This window comes from Stenotrophomonas sp. MH181796 (assembly GCF_009659995.1).
Taxonomy (GTDB): Bacteria; Pseudomonadota; Gammaproteobacteria; order Xanthomonadales; family Xanthomonadaceae; genus Stenotrophomonas; species Stenotrophomonas riyadhensis.
Genome location: NZ_RAHU01000001.1, coordinates 702887 through 723249, shown reverse-complemented (window position 1 = coordinate 723249; position 20363 = coordinate 702887). Strand labels below are relative to the sequence as shown.

The window sequence follows — 20363 nt, the reverse complement described above, 5'->3', positions numbered from 1 at the left end:
GAGCCGGTCGCACAATCTCCATATTCTCTGCACAGTTCCACGGCAGCGTGCACGGGTCAACGCAAGGCCTCCACGCCCCCCATGTCACTCCCGCGCCCGCTGTCCCGTTCCCCCCGTCCGCTGCTGTTGCCCCTGCTGCTGGCCCTGGCCGCCTGCTCGGCGGGCAGGACCGACGTCCCGGCCACGCCCGAAGTGGGCATCATCACCGCCAGCGCACAGCCACTGGCGCTGCAGCAGACCCTGCCCGGCCGCGCGGTGCCGTTCGAGGTGTCCGAGGTGCGGCCACAGATCGGTGGGCTGATCCGCCAGCGGCTGTTTACTGAAGGCCAGCAGGTCAAGGCCGGCCAGCTGCTGTACCAGGTCGATCCGGCACCGTACCAGGCGGCCTTCGATACCGCCCGTGGCCAGCTGGCCCAGGCCGAGGCCACCGTGCTGTCGGCGCAGCCCAAGGCCGAGCGCACGCGCGCGCTGCTGGGCATGGATGCGGCCAGCAAGCAGGATGCCGACGATGCCACCTCGGCGCTGAAGCAGGCGCAGGCCAATGTGATCGCCGCGCGCGCCGCGCTGCAGGCCGCGCGCATCAACCTCGACTACACCCGGGTGACCGCACCGATCGACGGCCGCATCGGCACCTCCAGCGTCACCGCCGGTGCGCTGGTCGCAGCCGGCCAGGACGCGGCGCTGGCCACCATCCAGCGGTTGGACCCGGTCTATCTGGACGTGACCCAGTCCAGCACGCAGATGCTGGCGCTGCGCAAGCAGCTCGATGCCGGCCTGGTGAAGGCCATCGATGGCAAGGCGCAGGTGAAGGTGCTGCTGGAGGACGGCAGCACCTATGCCCATGAAGGCACGCTGGAGTTCGTTGGCAGTGCGGTCGACCCGGGCACCGGCAACGTGGTGCTGCGCGCGGTCATCCCGAACCCGGACGGCCTGCTGCTGCCGGGCATGTACCTGAAGGCGGTGCTGCCGATGGCCACCGACGCGCGCGCCCTGCTGGTGCCGCAGAAGGCGGTGCTGCGCAACGAGCGTGGCGAGCCGCTGCTGCGCCTGCTCGATGCCAAGGACCATGTGGTGGAACGCCGGGTCAGCACCGGCCAGGTGGTGGGCAACCAGTGGCAGATCACGCAGGGCCTGAAGGCCGGCGAGCGGGTGATCGTCAGCAATGGCAGTGCGGTATCGCTCGGCCAGCAGGTGAAGGCGGTGGCGGCCAGCAGGGCGCAGCTGGCGGCGATGCCGGCGGTCGACCCGAACGGCAACACCGACGAAAAGTCGCACTGAGGCCCGCCGCGCATGGTTCGTTTCTTCATCGACCGGCCGATCTTCGCCTGGGTGATCGCCATCGCGGTCAGCCTGCTCGGCCTGCTCGCGATCCTGATCCTGCCGGTGGACCGCTACCCGCAGATCGCCCCGCCCACCATCACCATCCGCGCCACCTACACCGGCGCCTCGTCGCAGACCGTGGAGAACGCGGTCACCCAGGTCATCGAGCAGTCCCAGCAGAGCCTGGACCACCTGATGTACATGACCTCGACCAGTGCCTCCGACGGCTCGGCGCAGGTCAACCTGGTGTTCGCTACCGGTACCAATCCGGACACCGCACAGGTGCAGGTGCAGAACCAGCTGCAGGCGGCCATGGCGACGCTGCCGCAGGCGGTGCAGCAGAACGGCCTGACCATCACCAAGTCCAGTGGTTCGATCTTCGAGGTGCTGTCGTTCACCAGCGAAGACGGCAGCATGGACAACTTCGATGTCGCCAACTTCATGGAAGCGCGCATCGACGACCAGATCAGCCGTGTCAGCGGCGTCGGCAACATCCAGCCGATCGGCCAGGAATACGCCATGCGCATCTGGCTGGACCCGGAAAAGATGCGCCAGTACGCGCTGATGCCGTCGGACATCGAGAGCGCACTGCAGGCGCAGAACACCGATGTGTCGGCGGGTGAACTCGGTGGCCAGCCGGCGCTGAAGGGCCAGCAGCTGGACGCGACCGTGACCGCGCGCAGCCGCCTGCACACCCCCGAGCAGTTCGCGCAGGTGGTGCTCAAGGCCGATGCCAATGGCAGCGTGGTGCACCTGGGCGACGTGGCGACGATCGGCCTGGGGCCGGAGAGCTACGACAGCATCAGCACCTTCAACGGCAAGCCGTCGGCCTCGCTGGGCATCGAGCTCAACGCCGGTGCAAACGCCATCGCCGTGTCCAAGGCCATCGATGCGCGGCTTCAGCAGCTGCAGAAGTACTGGCCGCATGGCTACACCGCCCACGTGGCATTCACCACCACGCCGTTCGTGACCATCTCGCTGAAGGAAGTGGTGATCACCCTGATCGAGGCGATCGCGCTGGTCGTGCTGGTGATGTACCTGTTCCTGCAGAACTGGCGGGCCACGCTGATCCCGACCATCGCGGTGCCGGTGGTGCTGCTGGGCACGTTCGGCGTGCTGGCGGCCTTCGGGTACTCGATCAACACGCTGACCATGTTCGCGCTGGTGCTGGCCATCGGCCTGCTGGTGGACGATGCCATCGTGGTGGTGGAGAACGTGGAGCGGGTGATGACCTTCGAAGGGCTGGCCCCGAAGCCGGCCACGCTGAAGGCGATGGGCCAGATCACCGGCGCGCTGGTCGGCATCGTGCTGGTGCTGACCGCGGTGTTCCTGCCGATGGCGTTCTTCAGTGGTGTCACCGGCGTGATCTATCGCCAGTTCTCGGTGACGATCGCCGCCGCGATGATCCTGTCGGTGCTGGTGGCGATGACCATCACCCCAGCGCTGTGCGGCAGCATCCTGCACCAGATTCCCAAGGGCGGCCACCCGCATGGCGACCACGGCGGCGAGCCGAGCCTGCTGGGCAAGTTCTTCATCTGGTTCAACCACCGCTTCGAGCGCACCTCCAACGGCCTGCGCCATCGCGTGGATGGTTTCCTCGGCCGGCGTACGCTGGGCGTACTGTTCTACCTGGTGCTGAGCGTGGCCACCGGCCTGTTGCTGTGGCACCTGCCCGGCGCATTCCTGCCCGATGAGGACCAGGGCATGCTCAACGCGCTGGTGAAGCTGCCAGCCGGCTCCACCCTGGAGCAGACCCGTGCAGTGATGGATCGCCTCAGTGCCGCTGCGGTGAAGGACGACAGCGTGCTCTCGATCCAGGCCACCGCTGGTTTCAGTGTCACCGGCAGCGGCCAGAACGTCGGCCAGGCCTTCATCCGCCTGAAGGACTGGGATGACCGCAAGGACGATGCCGATACCATCGCCGCGCGCTTGACCGCGGCGATGGCCAGCGTGCCCGATGCGCAGGTATTCATCACCTCGCCACCGGCCATCCTCGGCCTGGGCGATGCGGGCGGTTTCACCCTGGAACTGCAGGACGAAGGCGGTGCCGGCCATGCCGCCGCCGTGGCCGCGCGCAACACGCTGCTGAAGGAAGCCGCCAAGGACCCGAAGCTGGTCAACGTGCGCTACGCCAGCCTGGAAGACGCGCCGGTATACGCGGTGAAGGTGGACGACGCCAAGGCGCAGGCCATGGGCGTGAACCCGCAGGACGTCAATGACACCTTGAACGCGGCGTTGGGCGGCGACTTCGTCAACAACTTCATCTACAAGGGCCGCATCAAGAAGGTGTTCATCCAGGGCACCGCCGAAGCACGCATGCAGCCGCAGGACATCGAGCGCTGGAGCGTACGCAACCAGGCCGGCCAGATGGTGCCGCTGTCGTCGCTGATCAGCACGCATTGGACCAGTGCGCCGGCTGCATTGCAGCGCTACAACGGCGTATCAGCGATGGAGATCACCGGCCAGCCAGCACCGGGCGTCAGCTCCGGCGAGGCGATGGCCGAGATCGCGCGGCTGGCCGACACACTGCCGGAAGGCTTCAGCCATGCCTGGTCGGACATGGCCTACCAGGAGCAGCTCTCGGGCAACCAGGCGCCGATGCTGTATGCCATCTCGCTGCTGTTCGTGTTCCTGTGCCTGGCGGCGTTGTATGAAAGCTGGGCGGTGCCGTTCGCGGTGATGCTGGCGGTGCCGGTGGGCGTGTTCGGTGCGGTGCTGATGATGAACCTGCGTGGCCTCAACAACGACGTGTACTTCCAGGTCGGTCTGCTGACCACGATTGGTCTGGCAGCAAAGAACGGCATCCTGATCGTCGAATTCGCGCGTATCCTCGAACAGCAGGGCAAGCGCACCCGCGAAGCGATCCTGCAGGCGGTCTATCTGCGGCTGCGTCCGATCGTGATGACCTCGCTGGCGTTCCTGATGGGCGTGTTGCCGCTGGTGTTCGCCACCGGCGCCGGTTCGGCCGCGCGCCGTTCGCTGGGTACCGGCGTGGCCGGTGGTACGGTCGCCTCGATGGTGCTGGGCATGTTCTTCGTGCCGTTGTTCTACCTGCTGGTGCGCCGCATGTTCCCGGGCCGCGCGCCGGCCGAAGCCACTGCCCCGGAGGCAAGCCCATGAAGCCGATGCTGCTGCGCGCCCTGGCGGCCGCAACGATGACCACCGTACTGGGCGGCTGCGTGAGCATGGCACCGCACTACCAGCGCCCCGAGGCGCCGGTGCCGGCACAGTTCGGCAATGCCGCCACCGGCGAGACCGGGCCGGCACTGGCGATGCCGGCCTGGCGTGAGGTGTTCCTGGAACCGCGCCTGCAGCAGGTGATCGCGCTGGCGCTGCAGAACAACCGCGACCTGCGCGTGGCGGTGCTGCAGGTGGAGAAGGAACGCGCGCAGTACCGCATCCAGCGCGCGGCGCTGCTGCCGTCGGTGGATGCCAGTGGCAGTGTCACCCGCTCGCGGGTGAGTGATGCCAACAGCGAGATCGGCGTCAGCCAGGTGACCGAATCCGATGCGGTGCAGGTGGGCATCAGCAGCTGGGAACTGGACCTGTTCGGGCGCGTCCGCAGCCTGAAGAACGAGGCCCTGCAGAACTGGCTGGCCAGCGTCGAGAACCAGCGCGCCGCGCGCACCAGCCTGGTGGCCGAAGTGGCGACGGTGTGGCTGGCGCTGGCGGCCGACGAGCAGTCGCTGGCGTTCACCCGGCAGACGCTGGACAGCCAGCAGCAGACCCTGCAGCGCACCGAGGCCCGCCATGCACAAGGCCTGGCCTCGGGCCTGGACCTGTCGCAGGTGCAGACCAGCGTGGACGCCGCGCGCGGTGCGCTGGCCAAGCTGCAGACCCAGCAGGCGCAGGATCGCGATGCGCTGCAGTTGCTGGTGGGCGCGCCGCTGGAGGCGGCGATGCTGCCCAGCGCACAGGCACTGGACGGCACCGTGGCGCTGGCGCCGTTGCCTTCCAACCTGCCCTCAAGCGTGCTGCTGCACCGCCCGGACGTGCTGTCTGCCGAACACGCGCTGCAGGCGGCCAATGCCGATATCGGTGCCGCGCGCGCCGCGTTCTTCCCGACGCTGACGCTGACTGCCAACTACGGCCACAGCTCCACCGCGTTGTCGACGCTGTTCTCGGCCGGCACCCGCGGCTGGTCGTTCGCGCCCAGCATCACCGCGCCGATTTTCCACGCCGGTGCGTTGAAGGCCTCGCTGGATGCCTCGAAGATCGGCAAGGACATCGGCATCGCCCAGTATGAGAAGGCAATCCAGCAGGCCTTCAGCGAAGTGGCCGATGCGTTGGCCACGCGCGATCACCTGACCGCGCAGATGGAGGCCCAGCGTGCGCTGGTCGCCGCCAGCCAGCGCAGCTACACGCTGGCCGATGCGCGTTACCGCACCGGGCTGGACGGCTATCTGCAGGCGCTGGACGCGCAGCGCAGCCTGTATGCCGCGCAGCAGGACCTGATCGCGTTGCAGCAGCAGGAGGCGGGCAACCGGGTGACGTTGTTCAAGGTGCTGGGCGGCGGCGCGGACGCACGGTAACGCGCTTGCGCGGGTGTGTGCGTCTTCCGCTCCGGTGGGTGCCGACCTTGGTCGGCACGGAAGCATGCGATCAGATGATTCGTGCCGACCAAGGTCGGCACCCACCAGAAGCAGGTTCGACCGCGTTACGCCACGCGGCCGCGGCGTGCGCGCTCCAGGTGCACCAGCAGCAGCGAGATCGCGGCCGGGGTCATGCCCGGGATGCGTTGCGCCTGGCCGATGGTCTGCGGCCGCACGCGCTCCAGCTTCTGCAGCGCTTCGGCCGACAGCCCGCGCACCGTCGCGTAGTCGAAGGCCTCGGCGATCGGCGTGGCTTCATGCCGCTGCTGGCGCTCGATCTCCTCGCGCTGGCGGTCCAGGTAGCCGGCGTACTTCACGCCGATCTCGACCTGCTCGGCCACCTTGCCGTCGGCCACGGCCGGGCCCAGCGACGGCACCTGCATCAGCTGCGCGTAATCCAGCTCGGGGCGCTTGATCAGGTCCAGCACGTTGGTTTCGCGGCTGACCGCTACGCCCAGCGTGTCCTGCACCTCGCGGCCCAGCGCATTGGCCGGGGTTGCCCACAGCGCACCCAGGCGCGCGCGTTCGGCGGCGACGGCCGCCTGCTTGGTCTCGAATGCGTTCCAGCGGCGGTCATCCACCAGGCCCATTTCGCGGCCGGCCGGGGTCAGGCGCTGGTCGGCATTGTCCTCGCGCAGCTGCAGGCGGTACTCGGCGCGGCTGGTGAACATGCGGTAGGGCTCGTTGGTGCCGTGGGTGATCAGGTCATCCACCAGCACGCCCAGGTAGGCTTCGTCGCGACGCGGGCACCAGCCGTCCAGCCCACGCACCTGGCGTGCGGCGTTGAGGCCGGCCAGCAGGCCCTGCGCGGCGGCTTCTTCATAGCCGGTGGTGCCGTTGATCTGGCCGGCGAAGAACAGGCCGTTGACCAGCTTGGTTTCCAGCGAGGCCTTCAGCCCGCGTGGGTCGAAGAAGTCGTACTCGATCGCGTAGCCGGGGCGGGTGATGTGCGCGTTCTCGAAGCCGCGGATGCTGCGCACCATCTCCAGCTGCACGTCGAACGGCAGCGAGGTGGAGATGCCGTTGGGGTAGATCTCGACGATGCCCAGGCCTTCGGGTTCGACAAAGATCTGGTGGCTGGCCTTTTCGGCGAAGCGCACCACCTTGTCCTCGATGGACGGGCAGTAGCGCGGGCCGATGCCTTCGATCTGGCCGCTGTACAGCGGCGAGCGATGCAGTGCGTCGCGGATGATCTGGTGGGTCTGTTCGGTGGTGTGGGTGATCCAGCAGCTGACCTGCTGCGGATGCTCGTCCACCGAGCCGAGGAAGGACATCACCGGGCGCGGCGAATCGCCGGGCTGCTCGTCCATCACGCTGTAGTCCAGCGAGCGGCCGTCGATGCGCGGCGGCGTGCCGGTCTTCAGGCGGTCCACCTGGAACGGGCGTTCGCGCAGGCGCGCGGCCAACGTGGTGGCCGGCGGGTCGCCCATGCGGCCGGCGGCGTATTGGGTTGGGCCAACATGGATCTTGCCGGCCAGGAAGGTGCCGGCGGTCAGCACCACGGCCTCGGCGTCAAAGCGCAGGCCGGTCTGGGTGATCACCCCGCGCACGGCGTCGCCTTCGATGACCAGGTCATCGACGGCGGCCTGGAACACGGTCAGGTTGGCCTGGCCTTCGACGATGGCGCGGATCGCCATGCGATACAGGTTGCGGTCGGCCTGGCAGCGGGTGGCGCGCACGGCCGGGCCCTTGGAGGCGTTGAGCGTGCGCCACTGGATGCCGGCGCGGTCGGCGGCATGCGCCATCGCACCGCCGAGAGCGTCGATTTCCTTGACCAGGTGGCCCTTGCCGATGCCGCCGATGGCCGGGTTGCAGCTCATCGCGCCCACCGTTTCGATGTTGTGGGTCAGCAGCAGGGTGCGCACGCCGGTGCGGGCCGCGGCCAGCGCGGCTTCGGTGCCGGCGTGGCCACCGCCGATGACGATGACGTCGTAACGATGGAAGGACGGGTTCATGGGGGGCTGTTCAGCTGGGGGCGGGCGCGGACCGGGGGGCGGCGCCGGGGTGGCGATTTTAGCGCCATTCGGGGGCGGGACGTCGGTGCCGGCCGGCCGGCGTCGAAATCAGCCCTAAAGTTGGCAGGATTTTTGCAGATAACCCAATAGCACCCATCGTGGCTGGCGCCGTAGGCGCCCGTGACCGGAATTGGAACAGGGGCCGGTACAGGCGCACGGTGGGGGAGCAGAGGGCCGGCAGTCGGGGGACTGTCCGGCCCTGTTTTTTGGGGCGGCGGGAAAGGCCCCATCCACGCATGGCGTGGATCTCACTGACGCTGGGGCTCTCGCCGGTTCGCGGCCCGGCAAAACAAACGGCCCCGCATTGCGGGGCCGTCTGCCTTCAGAGGTGCCGACATCCGACAGGGCCGGAACAGGGGGGATCCAGATGTTCCTGTCGGATATCGACGTAGAGCTTTTTGCGGCGGCCCGTGTCGTTTTTGTCACATTGTGACGCGGGCCGTCACTGGTCCCGTAGAGTGCGGCTTGGACCGTGTGAAATGCAAGACGGTTCAGCGCTCAACTGTGCGCTGCGTCCCACGATCCATGTTGCGCCAGGGGGAACCGTTCATCCTCGGCGCACTCGGCACGGGGGCCGGACGGGCCTGTGGCGGTGGTGCCGACGGCTGGATGTTCGACTGCGGCGGGCGCCGCATCGAGTCCATGTTCCGCCATGGCGAACCGCCGTTGTACGACGGCCGCGACGGCGGCGGACGGTTCTCGCCGCCATTGCCCGGGCGCGGTGGCGGGCGGTGGTTGTGCGGCGGACGGTAGATCGGACGCGAGTAATACGGGTTGCCGTAGCCGCCGTAGTAGCCGCCATAGCCACCGTAGTAGGGGCCGTAGTTGTAGGGATAGCCGGCCGGGTAGCGGTACTCCACCGACGGCGCACCGTGGTAGTAGCTGCCACTGCGGCCGCCGCCGACATAGTCGTAGGTGGTGCAGCCGGTCAGGGCCAGCAACAGGCCACCGGCAAGCATCAGGCGCGTTTTCATGGTGGGTCCCCCCAGAGGACGGGTGTGCAGTCAGCTTCGTGCGCCGGCATTGAATCGGCCCTTAATTCCACCGGCCAGGATGAATGGAGGTGAAGGCCCGCATGCTGGCATGACCTGTGCCCCGGTCGCCAGCGGGGAGCCTTACGTTAATCTTGCGTCATGAGCGATTCACTGTTGCCCCGCGCCGATGACGTCCTGCTTGCTGCCGCGAGGATCGCCCCGCATGCCAGCGTGACCCCGGTGCTGCGCTCGCACACGCTGGATGCGATGGCCGGGGCACAGCTGGCCTTCAAGGCCGAGCACCTGCAGCGTGGTGGTGCATTCAAGTTCCGCGGCGCCTGCAATGCGGTGTGGTCACTGGACGCCGATCGCGCCCGTGCCGGTGTGGTGACCCATTCGTCCGGCAACCACGGTGCCGCCCTGGCCCTGGCCGCACGGACCCGTGGCATTCCCTGCCACGTGGTGGTGCCCGAAGGCGCGGTCGCGGCGAAGCTGGCCAACATTGCCCGCCATGGTGCGACGCTCTGGCGCTGCCCGCCGACCATTGCCGACCGTGAGGCCACCTGCGCCAAGGTGCAGGCCGATACCGGCGCAACCCTGGTCCATCCCTATGCGGACCCGGTGGTAATGGCCGGGCAGGGCACCGCGGCCCTGGAACTGCTGCACAGCGACGGCCCGTTTGACGTGATGGTGGTGCCGGTGGGCGGCGGTGGCCTGGCCAGCGGTACCGCACTGGCCCTGCAGCACGCCAGCCCGCAGACCCGGCTGGTGCTGGCCGAACCGGCCGGCGCCGATGACACCGCACGCTCGCTGGCCGCAGGCGAGCGCCAGGGGGCGTTCACTCCGGACACGATCTGCGATGGACTGCGTACCCTGATCGGCGCGCCCAATTACGAACTGCTGCGTGCGGCCGGTGCCGAGGTGATCGTGGTCGATGACGCGGCGACGATGGCCGCGATGCGCCTGCTGTGGGAGGTCCTCAAGCAGGTGGTCGAGCCGTCCTCGGCCACCGTGCTGGCTGCGGTGCTGGCGCAGCCGCAGCGTTTTGCCGGCCTGCGCGTGGGCCTGGTCCTGTCCGGTGGCAATGTCGACCTGCCAGCGCTTCGCTGGGGGGCGCCTTGAGCCGCGAGCGCAACCGGCATCGCACCGGCCTGCTGGGCTGGCTGTGGCGGCTTTTCGTGGTGCTGGTGATCTGGCTGCTGGGCGTGACTGCGTGGATCGTCTGGGTCGGTGAACGTGACCAGGCCGCCAAGGCCGACGCCATCATCGTGCTCGGGGCGGCGGCCTATGACGCCAAACCGTCACCGGTGTTCGAAGAGCGCATCCGCCATGGCCTGGACCTTTACGAGGCCCAGTACGCGCCACTGCTGATCTTCACCGGTGGCTATGGCGGCACCGGCGCGCGCTTCTCCGAATCGCAGGTGGCGCGGCGTTATGCGCTCAAGCATGGCGTGCCGGACGATGCGATCCTGATCGAAACCGCTTCGCGCAACACCGTGCAGAACCTGGTCGAAGCCAAGCGGCTGATGGACCAGCGCAACCTGCACCGGGTGATCATCGTCAGCGACCCGCTGCACATGGCGCGCGCGCTGCGCCTGAGCAGGGCGCTGGGCATCGATGCGCTGGCTTCGTCCACGCCCAGCACGCGCTTCCGCAGCTTCCATACGAGTTGGCGCTTCCTGGTGCAGGAGATCTATTTCTTCCACCGCGACCTGGTGCGCCCGCCGCTGAGTTCGCCGGCCAATACCTGAGGCGGAAGCCTGCCTTGGTTGGCACAATGCCGGCCCATACCTGCCTTTGGTAGGTGCCGACCTTGGTCGGCACACTGCTGGCGGCACCGCGATCTGATGGGTTGTGCCAACCAAGGTTGGCACCTACCAGAGCGATTCGCGTGTGGTGTGGAATGCGGTAGTGCCGGCCGCTGGCCGGCAGATGCCCACCATGGAATCGTGAGGTTGCCGGCCAGCGGCCGGCACTACCGGACGATCAGGTCTGCTTGCGCCGGATCGGAATCGCCGACACCGGCACCGCGGCCACGTCATGCCCGCCTTCGCGGATCGGTGCGCCCGGGTCCGGTGCCCAGGCGTGGGCATAGATCACTTCCCAGCTGCTGGGCAGCTTGCCGTCGGCACGGCGCATCGGTTCATACGCCGCCGCCGCAGCGGCGAAACGGCCGCGCCCGGTCAGCGTATGGCGGCGGTCCACCCGTGCATTGGTCGCGCCCATCGCGCGCAGCTCGCGCATCAGCGAGGGCAGGTCGTCGTAGGTCAGGGTGAACAGATCGCGGTCCAGCACCGGGTCGCGGAAGCCGGCCATCATCAGCGCATCGCCGAACTGGGCGATCTGCGCGAAGCGGCTCACGTGCGGGCGGTCATCGGCGGCCGCGAACGCTTCATTGAGTTCAACCAGCGTTTCCGGGCCGAAGGTCGAGCACAGCAGCAGGCCACCGGGCTTGAGCACACGGCGGAACCCGGCAAACACCGCCGGCAGGTCGTCCACCCACTGCAGGCACAGGTTGCTGAAGATCACGTCCACGCTGTTGTCGGCCAGCGGCAGCGCGGCGGCGTCGCCGCACAGGCGCTGGAACGGCTTCCACCAGCCGGCCTGGCGCTTGGCCTGGTCCAGCATCGGCAGCGCCACATCCAGCGCGATCACCTGCGCCTTCGGCCAGCGCTTCTTCATCAACGCGCTGGCATGGCCGGTGCCGGCACCGATGTCCAGCACCACCTCGGGCTTGCGCGCCTCCAGGTAGTCCAGCGATTCGATCAGCCGCGACTGCACTTCGCGCTGCAGGGCGGCGGCGGCGTCGTAGCTGTTGGCGGCACGGGCGAACGCGCGGCGGACATGGCGGGCATCGAAGTGGGACGGCATTGCGAAAGTCTCTTAGAACGTACCGGGGTAGGCGCCGCCGTCGATCAGCAGGTTCTGCCCGGTGAGGTAACCGGCCTGTGCACTGCACAGGAAGGCGCAGGCGGCGCCGAATTCGTCGGGTGTGCCGAAGCGGCCGGCGGGGATCTGCTGGCGGCGGCGTTCGGCCACTTCGCCGGCGTTGCCGTCCTTGCCCGCACTGTGGGCGAAGTTGGCGCGCAGGCGGTCGGTGTCGAACTGGCCGGGCAGCAGGTTGTTGATGGTGACGTTGTGGGCCACGGTGCGGCGCGACAGGCCGGCGACGAAACCGGTCAGGCCACTGCGCGCGCCGTTGGACAGCGCCAGGATATCGATCGGGGCTTTCACCGCCGACGAGGTGATGTTGACGATACGGCCGAAGCCGCGCGCGATCATCGCGTCGACGGTGGCGCGGATCAGCGCGATCGGCGCCAGCATGTTGGCGTCCAGCGCGGCAATCCAGTCATCGCGCTCGAAATTGCGGAAATCACCGGGCGGCGGGCCACCGGCGTTGTTGACCAGGATGTCCACCTGCGGGCACGCGGCCAGCGCGGCAACGCGGCCGGCTTCGGTGGTGACGTCGGCGGCGACCGCGCGCACCTCGGCGGCACCGGCCAGCGCGCGCAGCTCTTCAGCGGCGGCCTGCAGGGCGGCTTCGCCGCGGGCCACGATCACCACGTTGACGCCTTCACGCACCAGCGCACGCGCGCAGCCCAGGCCCAGCCCCTTGCTTGCGCCGCAGACCAGTGCCCAGCGGCCATTGATACCCAGATCCATGCGTCAATCCTGCGGAATTCGGAAGGCGCTCATTGTCCGCCATCGGCCGGTGACAGGCCGGCAACGAAGTGTTGCAGGGCGGCGGCGACCTCGTCGGCATGGCCGAGGAAGGGCGCATGGCCGCCGTGGGCGATGGTCAGCATCTGCGCGTCCGGGGCCATTGCCGCGGCGGCCTGCATCGCCGTCGGTGAGACCAGCCGGTCGCGTTGGCCGGCGATCCACAGGCTGGGCTTGCCCAGCATCGGCAGGGCGCCGCGCAGGTCGGTGCTTTCCAGCAGGCGCAGGCCTTCCAGCAGCGCGCGTTCGGTGGGCGCACCGCGCTCGACCAGGCGCTGGCGCAGGGTGCGCAGCTCTTCGCGGGCGTGCGCCGAGCCCATCACGTCCAGCGCCAGGAAGCGCTCCAGCGTGCCACCGAAGTCGCTGGCCAGCTCGCGCCCGAACTGTTCGAACACTGCCGGTTCCACCGCATGCGGCCAGTCTTCACCACGCACGAAGCGCGGCGTGGCCGCGATCATCGCCAGCCCGCGCACCTTCGGCAGGGTGGCCGCCGCATGCAGCGCGAACAGGCCGCCCAGCGACCAGCCGCACCACACCGCCGGCGGCGTGGCCGCGGCAATGGCATTGACCACGAACGGCAGGCGCAGCGGCGTGCTGTCGTCGCGGCTGTGGCCATGGCCGGGAAGGTCTACCCGATGCAGGGTGAACTGGTCCGCCAGGCGCTGCACCAGCGGCGCGAACACGCCGCCCTGCAGGGCCCAGCCGTGGATCAGTACCAGGTCCGGCCCACGGCCGGTCACTTCAATATGCATGGGGAACTACACGGAACTCAGGCAAAGGCGGGCAGCGGCGGTGGCGCGGCTTCACGCACGGTCAGGGTCACGCGATCGCGCGCGTTGGCGATGGCCTCCACCAGGCCACGCACCTGTTCCGGCGTATGCAGTGCGGACAGGGTGACGCGCAAGCGTGCCTTGCCTTCCGGCACCGTCGGTGGGCGAATCGCGCCGACCAGCCAGCCGGCCTGTTCCAGCGCCGTGGACATCGCCACGGCGGTATGGTCATCACCACATAGCAGCGGCTGGATCGGCGTTTCCGAAGCCATCAGGTCCAGGCCGTGGCGACGCGCTTCACTGCGGAACAGCGCGATCAGGTCGGTCAGTTTGGTGCGGCGCCAGTGGTCGCGGCGCGCCAGGCGCACTGCTTCAAGCGCCGCAGCGGCCATCGCCGGTGGCACGGCGGTTGTGTAGATGTACGGGCGCGCCGTTTCGGCCAGGTGCTCGATCAGGTCGTCGCGGCCCAGCACCAGTGCGCCGGAACCGCCCAATGCCTTGCCCAGCGTGACCAGTTGCAGCGGCACGTCGTCCACGCCCAGCCCGGCGGCGGCCACGGCACCACGGCCATCAGCGACCACGCCCACGCCGTGCGCGTCATCGACGTAGAACAGTGCCTGCTGCAGGCGTGCCACAAGCGACAATGCACGCAGCGGTGCGATGTCGCCATCCATGCTGAAGACACCATCGGTGGCCAGCATCGCCGCGCCATCGGGCGCGTGCTTGAGCTGACGCATCGCGCCTTCCGCATCCAGATGCGGATAGCGGCGCAGGCGTGCACCGGCCAACCGCGTCGCATCCAGCAGGCTGGCGTGGTTGAGCTTGTCCTGTACGCAGACATCGTTCTCTTCGCTCAGCAATGCCTGCTGCACCGCCAGGTTGGCGGCGAAGCCACTGCCGAACAGCAGCGCACGCGGATAGCCCAGCCACTCGGCCACTTCGCGTTCAAGCGCTTCGTGCATGGCGTGGTGACCACAGACCAGGTGCGAGGCACCGGCGCCAGCGCCTTCGCGTGCGGCGGCGTCCTGCAGCGCGTTGACCACGCTGAACTGCTGGGCCAGGCCCAGGTAATCATTGCTGCAGAAGCCGGTCAGCCACTGGCCGTCCACTTCCAGGCGCACGCCATCACGACGGCTGACCGTGCGTCGCGGGCGGCGACGGCCTTGGGCATCGCGCAGGGCGCGCTGGGCGTGGAGGCGGGCGGTCAGGTCGGGGCGGGCCATGGTGGCTGAATGCGTCGACGGGGCGGCTAGGGTAGCGCGTTGCCGCGGCGCCTGCTTGCGGCCCGTCTCAGGCCGCGTGAGCGCAGCCACAGCCGGGCGTATCGGCACTGATATCGGCGTGCACGGTGCCGCCGTGGTCGTGGCCCTCGGCATCCACCTGCACCGCCATCGGTTGCAGGCCCAGGCGTGCGAACAAGGCCAGGTCGCGCTCGCTCTCCGGGTTGCCGGTGGTCAGCAGCTTGTCGCCGTAGAAGATCGAATTGGCACCGGCCAGGAAACACAGCGCCTGCAGTTCGTCGCTCATCGCTTCGCGCCCGGCCGACAGCCGCACCATCGAGCGCGGCATGGCGATGCGCGCTACCGCGATCATGCGCACGAACTCGAACGGGTCCAGCTCGGCACTGCCATGCAGCGGCGTGCCCGCCACCTGCACCAGCTTGTTGATCGGCACCGAATCGGGATGTGCCGGCAGCGTGGCCAGCGCCAGCAGCAGGCCGACGCGCTGCGCGCGCGTCTCGCCCATGCCGACGATGCCACCGCAACAGGTCTTCAGGCCGGCATCGCGCACGTGCTCCAGCGTATCCAGGCGGTCCTGGTACTGGCGCGTGTGGATGATCGAATCGTAGTAGTCCGGCGCGGTGTCGAGGTTGTGGTTGTAGTAGTCCAGGCCGGCGTCCTTGAGCGCACGTGCCTGTTCGCCACTGAGCATGCCCAGCGTGGCACAGGTCTCCAGGCCCAGCGCCTTCACCCCGGCGATCATTGCCGCCACCTTCGGAATGTCGCGGTCCTTCGGCGAACGCCACGCGGCACCCATGCAGAAGCGCGAGGCACCGGCGGCCTTGGCCTGGCGTGCCTTGGCCAGCACTGCGTCGGTCTCCATCAGTTTCTGCGCGTTCACCCCGGTGTTGTAGCGCTGCGCCTGCGGGCAGTACGCGCAGTCTTCCGGGCAGCCGCCGGTCTTCACCGACAGCAACGTGGAGACCTGCACCTGCGAGGGGTCGAAGTGCTCGCGGTGGACCGCTGCGGCGCGGAACAGCAGCTCGGGGAACGGCAGATCGAACAGTGCCTGCAGTTCGTCGTGTTGCCAGTCGTGGCGGATGGCAGCAGCCATGGCGGGACCTTGGGTACGAGTGGAGCGAGGGCGGCAGTGTGGGTGGGTGTGTCCGGACTGTCAACCATTGTTGATTTAGATTGGTTTACGGGGTTCGTGCCTAGAATGGAGCCCCCACGCAAAGGACGGCCATGAACGCTGCATCGATCACGCGCGCTGCGGTTGCTGTAGTGGCCCTTGCCCTGGGACTGGCAGCAGCGGCTGCCTGCGCGGCCGAGCCGACTGCTGCGGAGATTGACGAAAACTCCCGCGTCCGTGAGGCGATCTTCCGTGGCGAGCAGGGCGGCCCGCAGCTCACTGATTACCCTGTGGCGAAGGTCTACGGCGGACCTGCCGCTGCGCTGGACATGAGTACGCATGAGGCGCGCATGTTCAAGACGCGGATGTCCGCCGCATTGAAGGACGGCAAGGTCGAGTTCGCCGGCGAGTACACCGTGGCCGGCTGGGGCTGCGGCACGGGGTGCTTCTCGCAGACCTTCATCAGCCTGCGCACCGGCAAGCCGCTGCCGCAGAGCCTGGGTGGGGAGCTCGGCCCGAACATCGTCCGGATCGATCCGCACAGCGCGCTGGTGGTGGCCGAAGGCACCGAGTACGACAGCAACTACGACAGGACCGGTCACTACGCCTACTTCTATGTGCTGGAAGGGCATGCGTTGAAGCTGATCCGGAAGGTAGCGGTGCCGGAGGCTTTGGAAGAGGAATGAGTATGAAACCGGATGCAATGCCGCCAGGTGGAAAACTGCTGGTACTCGACCTGGACGAGACGTTGGTGCACGCAAGCGAGCGCGAACTGGAGCGGCCGGCGGACTTCCGCCTTGTCGGCTACCACGTCTACCTGCGGCCTCACCTGCAGGCGTTCCTCGACTATGCCTTCGCCCATTTCACGGTGGGGGTGTGGACGTCTTCCGGGCAGTTGTATGCGGAGCCGCTGGTGGCCCGCCTGATGCCGGGCCGCCCGCTCGCATTCCTGTGGTCCGCGCAGCGATGCAGCACGGCGCGTGACTGGGACACTGGCGGCTATGCGTCGCAGAAACGGTTGGGCAAGCTGAAGCGACACGGCTTCCGGTTGGAGCAGATGATCGGTATCGACGACACGCCCGGCAAGTACGCCAGAAACTACGGAAACCTGGTCGAGGTGCGCGAGTTCACCGGTGATGCGAGCGATGATGAGTTGGCACATCTGCCGCTCTATCTGGAATGGCTGCGGCAGCAGCCCAACGTGCGCAGCGTGGAAAAGCGCCGGTGGCGGGAGCGATTGCCCGCCCAGTAGTGCACGCACGCGGCAGGCTGTCGGGAGGATCCATGGCCGGGCATTTCACCGCATCCTGCAAGGCCTTCAGCCACAGTAGCCGCTGTCCGCCTTCCCCCGCAGCGTCCAGACTGCCCCGCATGACCGATCTTCACCGCCTCCGCGGCCGCATCACCGCGCTGGTTCTCAGCGAGGCCTGGCGTCGCCGTGCCGCGCTCTGGGGCGGCGCCGTGGCCGTGGCGCTGGTGGCCATCCTGTTCGCCAAGGCCAGTGACGCGGCCTTCCATCTGTTCCAGCGCATCACGTCGCACTCGCCGTGGTGGGCGCTGCTGCTCACACCGGGCATCTTCGCGCTGTTGGCCTGGTTGACCGCGGGCGTGCTGAAACCCACGCGTGGCAGCGGCATTCCGCAGGTCATTGCCGCACTGGACAAGCCCGATGAGTCGTTCCGCAGGACCAATCTTTCGCCCGCAGTCTCGGCCGGCAAGCTGCTGCTGACCTCGTTGTCGCTGCTGGGCGGCGCGTCGGTCGGGCGCGAGGGCCCGACGGTGCATGTGGGTGCCAGCCTGATGTACCTGTTCGGCCGCTGGTTCGGCTTCAAGGACCCGCGCGAACTCTCGCACTTCCTGCTGGCCGGTGGTGCAGCGGGTATCGCGGCGGCGTTCAACACGCCGTTGGCCGGTATCGTCTTTGCCATCGAGGAGCTCAGCGGCCGTTTCGAGCATCGCTTCTCCGGCACCCTGCTGACCGCGGTGATCGTCGGTGGCGTGGTGTCGCTGGGCCTGCTGGGCAACTACACCTACTTCGGTCATGTGAGCGCACGCCTGCCGCTGGGCCAGGGCTGGCTGGCAATCCTGCTGTGCGGCGTGGTGGCGGGCTTGCTGGGAGGCCTGTTCGCGCGTGCGGTGCTGGCCAGTGCGGCGGGCCGCCCGCGCTGGCTCGGGCAACTGCGCCAGCGGCATCCGGTTCTGTTGGCCGCAGGCTGCGGCCTGGTGGTGGTACTGCTCGCCCTGGTCTTCGGTGAAGGCGCGTTCGGCACCGGCTACGAGCAGGCGCGCAGCCTGGTGCAGGGACAGGCGATGGTCGGCCACGAGTTCGGGTTGATGAAGCTGCTCGCGAACCTGGCGTCCTATGTGGCGGGCATTCCCGGTGGCCTGTTCTCGCCGGCGCTGGCGGTCGGTGCCGGACTGGGCCACAACCTGGCGGTCCTGATGCCGGGCGTGGACCCGCGCGCGTTCGTGCTGTTGGGCATGTGCGCCTATCTGACCGGCGTCACCCAGGCACCGCTGACTTCGGCGGTGATCTCGCTGGAGCTGACCGACAGTGGTGATCTGCTGCTGCCGATCCTGGCCACGGTGCTGATCGCGCGTGGCGTGTCCGGGCTCGTGTGCCGGGTGCCGATCTATCGTGGTCTGGCGGAGGTGTTGATGATGCCCGCCGTGCCGCCGTCGGATGCCGGGGATCGCGAACGCACGCCCTGAAGGGCGCGCGGTAACAGATAGCGCTGACACTGCAGCACGCGGTCCGCTGATGGTGAAGCTGACGCAGCGATGGAAGGCTGGCGCATGCGCATCAACTTCCTGCACGCGGCAAGCACTGTCCCTCACGCGCTGCTTCGCGTCCTGCTGCCACTGCGTTGCCTGGTCTGCAACGACCCCGGCCACGATGGGCTGGATCTGTGCGCCGCGTGCTATGCGGAACTTCCGTGGTCGGGCCGCGCCTGCCTGCGCTGCGCACTGCCGTTGCCGGACAACGCGCTGATCGTCTGCGGCAGCTGCCGTGAGGAAGCGCCACCGCAGGCCGCTACCCATGCCAGCTTGTTGTACCTGCCGCCGGTCGACCAGCTGCTGGTGCGCTACAAGTTCCATCAGGATCTCGCAGCGGGTCGCCTGCTCGCGCAGTTGATGCAGCGCGCACCGCCGCCCTGGTGGTGCCCTCTACTGGTGCCGGTGCCGCTGCACACCCGTCGCCTGCGCCAGCGCGGCTACAACCAGGCCGCAGAACTGTGCCGCCTGCTGTCGATACCGGTCTGGCAGGGGCTGTATCGGCGGCGGCATACCGCGCCGCAGTCCGAGCGTACGGCCGAACAGCGCAGGGAGAACCTGTTCGATGCGTTCGATGTACGTGGTCCGGTGCCGCCGCGACTGACCGTGGTGGACGATGTGATGACCACCGGCAGCACGGTGATGGAGGTTGCGGAGACGCTGCGGTGGGTGGGAGCGGACGAGGTGCGGGTATGGGTCTGCGCGCGGGCGCCGTGATCGTCCTCTTCATCACCAGGGGCTAGGATGAGCCCGGTTCCGGATCGAAGGAGTGGCCATGAATTCCCCCTTGTCTCCCCTGTTGTCGGCGGTTGGGCGCAGTTGGTGGATCCTGCTGCTGTATGGGCTGGTTGCGCTTGGCTTTGGCATCGTCGCCATCGGCTGGCCGCTGTCTGCAGCCATGGCATTGGCATGGACGCTGGGTGTGATGGCCATCGTTGAAGGTGTCATCAGCCTGTTCGCACTGGTCAGCGGCGGCAGCGGTGCCTCGCGTGGCTGGCTGGCGCTGTATGCCATCGCCTCGTTGGGTTTCGGCATCCTGGCGGTGATCAATCCGCTGGCCACCGCCAGCGTCCTGGTGCTGTTCCTGGCAGCGTGGCTGCTGGTGGCCGGCATCTATCGCATCGTGTTCGCGATCCGCGTGCGCAAGCAGATCCAGGGCGAGTGGCTGCTGATCCTCAGTGGCGTGCTGGCGGTGGTGCTGGGCCTGCTGTTTGCGGCCAATCCGTATGCGGGCGTGGCGGTGACCACGTTGTGGATCGGCATCGGCAGCCTGCTGTACGGGCTGTTGCAGGTGCTGGTGGCGTTCAAGCTGCGGAAGCTGAAGTGAGGGCTGCGCTTCCCCTATTGCTGGGCATGGTATTGAGCTTGGCCGGATGCATGCAGGGCGCCACGCCCGGTGCGTTGGCAGGCAAGGATCATGCGCCGCGCCCCGGCGTGGATGTGCGCCTGAGCGCGGTCGATGCAGCCGGCAAGGGCACGCCGGCGCAGTGGCAGGGCGAGACCCTGGCGCTGCGCGAGCCACCGATTGCCGGCAGCGCGGATATTGCCGATGTGCGCTATGTGCTGGATGAAGGCAAGCAGCCGGGCCTGCAGATCCGCTATCGGCCGGAGGCGCATCAGCGCATCCACGATGGCACCGCGGCACTGGTGGGCCAGCGTGCGGCGATCAGCGTGGATGGTCGCGTGCTGATGGTGGCGACGGTGCAGGGGCCGTTCGGCGAATCGATGATGCTGAGCGGGTTGTCCAGCGTTGCCGAGGCGCGGGAGCTGGCGAAGCACATCACTGGCGAATGACGGGCGCGCCATGAACCCGCGCTGCGCGCGGAGGTCGACCAAGGTCGACCG

The 20363-nt window shown here is 68.3% G+C and carries 18 protein-coding genes; 11 read left to right on the top strand and 7 right to left on the bottom strand.

What is annotated here, in order from left to right:
* Positions 1 to 81: 81 nt before the first annotated feature.
* Genes smeA through smeC form a run of 3 tightly spaced genes read left to right on the top strand, consistent with a single transcriptional unit; the run spans position 82 to position 5852 of the window.
* Positions 82 to 1278 carry a multidrug efflux RND transporter periplasmic adaptor subunit SmeA gene (smeA, locus tag D5301_RS03305; protein WP_110714053.1) on the top strand — a complete coding sequence of 399 codons (1197 nt, stop codon included), beginning with the start codon at positions 82 to 84 and terminating at the stop codon, positions 1276 to 1278.
* Positions 1279 to 1290: 12 nt separating this feature from the next.
* Complete coding sequence (smeB, locus tag D5301_RS03300; RefSeq protein WP_153854763.1) at positions 1291 to 4440, top strand: multidrug efflux RND transporter permease subunit SmeB; 3150 nt, start codon at positions 1291 to 1293, stop codon at positions 4438 to 4440.
* Positions 4437 to 5852 (top strand): multidrug efflux transporter outer membrane subunit SmeC, encoded by a 1416-nt coding sequence (smeC, locus tag D5301_RS03295; RefSeq protein ID WP_153854762.1) that lies wholly within the window; start codon positions 4437 to 4439, stop codon positions 5850 to 5852. The genes smeB and smeC overlap by 4 nt, the downstream gene beginning before the upstream one ends.
* Before the next feature lie 125 nt (positions 5853 to 5977).
* On the opposite strand, the gene mnmG is transcribed toward smeC, so the two are convergent.
* Complete coding sequence (gene mnmG, locus D5301_RS03290) at positions 5978 to 7867, bottom strand: tRNA uridine-5-carboxymethylaminomethyl(34) synthesis enzyme MnmG (RefSeq protein ID WP_075675914.1); 1890 nt, start codon at positions 7865 to 7867, stop codon at positions 5978 to 5980.
* A 551-nt stretch (positions 7868 to 8418) separates the two neighbouring features.
* Positions 8419 to 8901, bottom strand: coding sequence for a hypothetical protein (locus tag D5301_RS03285; RefSeq protein WP_153854761.1), 483 nt, complete (start codon positions 8899 to 8901; stop codon positions 8419 to 8421).
* Positions 8902 to 9060: 159 nt separating this feature from the next.
* On the opposite strand from D5301_RS03285, the gene D5301_RS03280 reads away from it, so the two are divergent.
* Both D5301_RS03280 and D5301_RS03275 read left to right on the top strand, forming a co-directional pair.
* A complete protein-coding gene (locus D5301_RS03280) occupies positions 9061 to 10023 on the top strand; it encodes a pyridoxal-phosphate dependent enzyme (RefSeq protein ID WP_153854760.1) in 963 nt (320 codons plus the stop codon).
* Positions 10008 to 10652, top strand: coding sequence for a YdcF family protein (locus tag D5301_RS03275; protein ID WP_180848222.1), 645 nt, complete (start codon positions 10008 to 10010; stop codon positions 10650 to 10652). Before D5301_RS03280 ends, D5301_RS03275 begins: the two co-directional genes overlap by 16 nt.
* A 235-nt stretch (positions 10653 to 10887) precedes the next feature.
* Here D5301_RS03275 and bioC read toward each other — a convergent pair whose 3' ends face one another.
* The 5 genes from bioC to bioB all read right to left on the bottom strand — a co-directional run bounded on the left by bioC (position 10888) and on the right by bioB (position 15725).
* Entirely contained in the window at positions 10888 to 11772 is an 885-nt protein-coding gene (gene bioC, locus D5301_RS03270) for a malonyl-ACP O-methyltransferase BioC (protein WP_153854759.1), read from the bottom strand.
* 12 nt (positions 11773 to 11784) lie between these two features.
* Complete coding sequence (locus D5301_RS03265; RefSeq protein WP_153854758.1) at positions 11785 to 12564, bottom strand: SDR family oxidoreductase; 780 nt, start codon at positions 12562 to 12564, stop codon at positions 11785 to 11787.
* Between the two features lie 29 nt (positions 12565 to 12593).
* The gene (bioH, locus tag D5301_RS03260; protein ID WP_110714045.1) at positions 12594 to 13373 is read right to left on the bottom strand and encodes a pimeloyl-ACP methyl ester esterase BioH; all 780 of its coding nucleotides are present in this window, start codon (positions 13371 to 13373) and stop codon (positions 12594 to 12596) included.
* A gap of 17 nt (positions 13374 to 13390) precedes the next feature.
* Complete coding sequence (bioF, locus tag D5301_RS03255) at positions 13391 to 14614, bottom strand: 8-amino-7-oxononanoate synthase (RefSeq protein ID WP_153854757.1); 1224 nt, start codon at positions 14612 to 14614, stop codon at positions 13391 to 13393.
* 67 nt (positions 14615 to 14681) lie between these two features.
* Positions 14682 to 15725, bottom strand: coding sequence for a biotin synthase BioB (bioB, locus tag D5301_RS03250; RefSeq protein WP_032127076.1), 1044 nt, complete (start codon positions 15723 to 15725; stop codon positions 14682 to 14684).
* Positions 15726 to 15856: 131 nt separating this feature from the next.
* On the opposite strand from bioB, the gene D5301_RS03245 reads away from it, so the two are divergent.
* The 6 genes from D5301_RS03245 to D5301_RS03220 all read left to right on the top strand — a co-directional run bounded on the left by D5301_RS03245 (position 15857) and on the right by D5301_RS03220 (position 20312).
* Complete coding sequence (locus D5301_RS03245) at positions 15857 to 16429, top strand: hypothetical protein (RefSeq protein WP_110714043.1); 573 nt, start codon at positions 15857 to 15859, stop codon at positions 16427 to 16429.
* A gap of 2 nt (positions 16430 to 16431) precedes the next feature.
* Positions 16432 to 16995, top strand: coding sequence for an HAD family hydrolase (locus tag D5301_RS03240; protein WP_228756300.1), 564 nt, complete (start codon positions 16432 to 16434; stop codon positions 16993 to 16995).
* Positions 16996 to 17114: 119 nt separating this feature from the next.
* A complete protein-coding gene (locus D5301_RS03235; RefSeq protein WP_153854756.1) occupies positions 17115 to 18455 on the top strand; it encodes a chloride channel protein in 1341 nt (446 codons plus the stop codon).
* 84 nt (positions 18456 to 18539) lie between these two features.
* Positions 18540 to 19235 (top strand): ComF family protein, encoded by a 696-nt coding sequence (locus D5301_RS03230; protein WP_153854755.1) that lies wholly within the window; start codon positions 18540 to 18542, stop codon positions 19233 to 19235.
* A 58-nt stretch (positions 19236 to 19293) separates the two neighbouring features.
* Entirely contained in the window at positions 19294 to 19845 is a 552-nt protein-coding gene (locus D5301_RS03225; RefSeq protein ID WP_006399985.1) for an HdeD family acid-resistance protein, read from the top strand.
* A complete protein-coding gene (locus D5301_RS03220; protein ID WP_164161935.1) occupies positions 19842 to 20312 on the top strand; it encodes a hypothetical protein in 471 nt (156 codons plus the stop codon). Before D5301_RS03225 ends, D5301_RS03220 begins: the two co-directional genes overlap by 4 nt.
* Positions 20313 to 20363 lie beyond the last annotated feature (51 nt).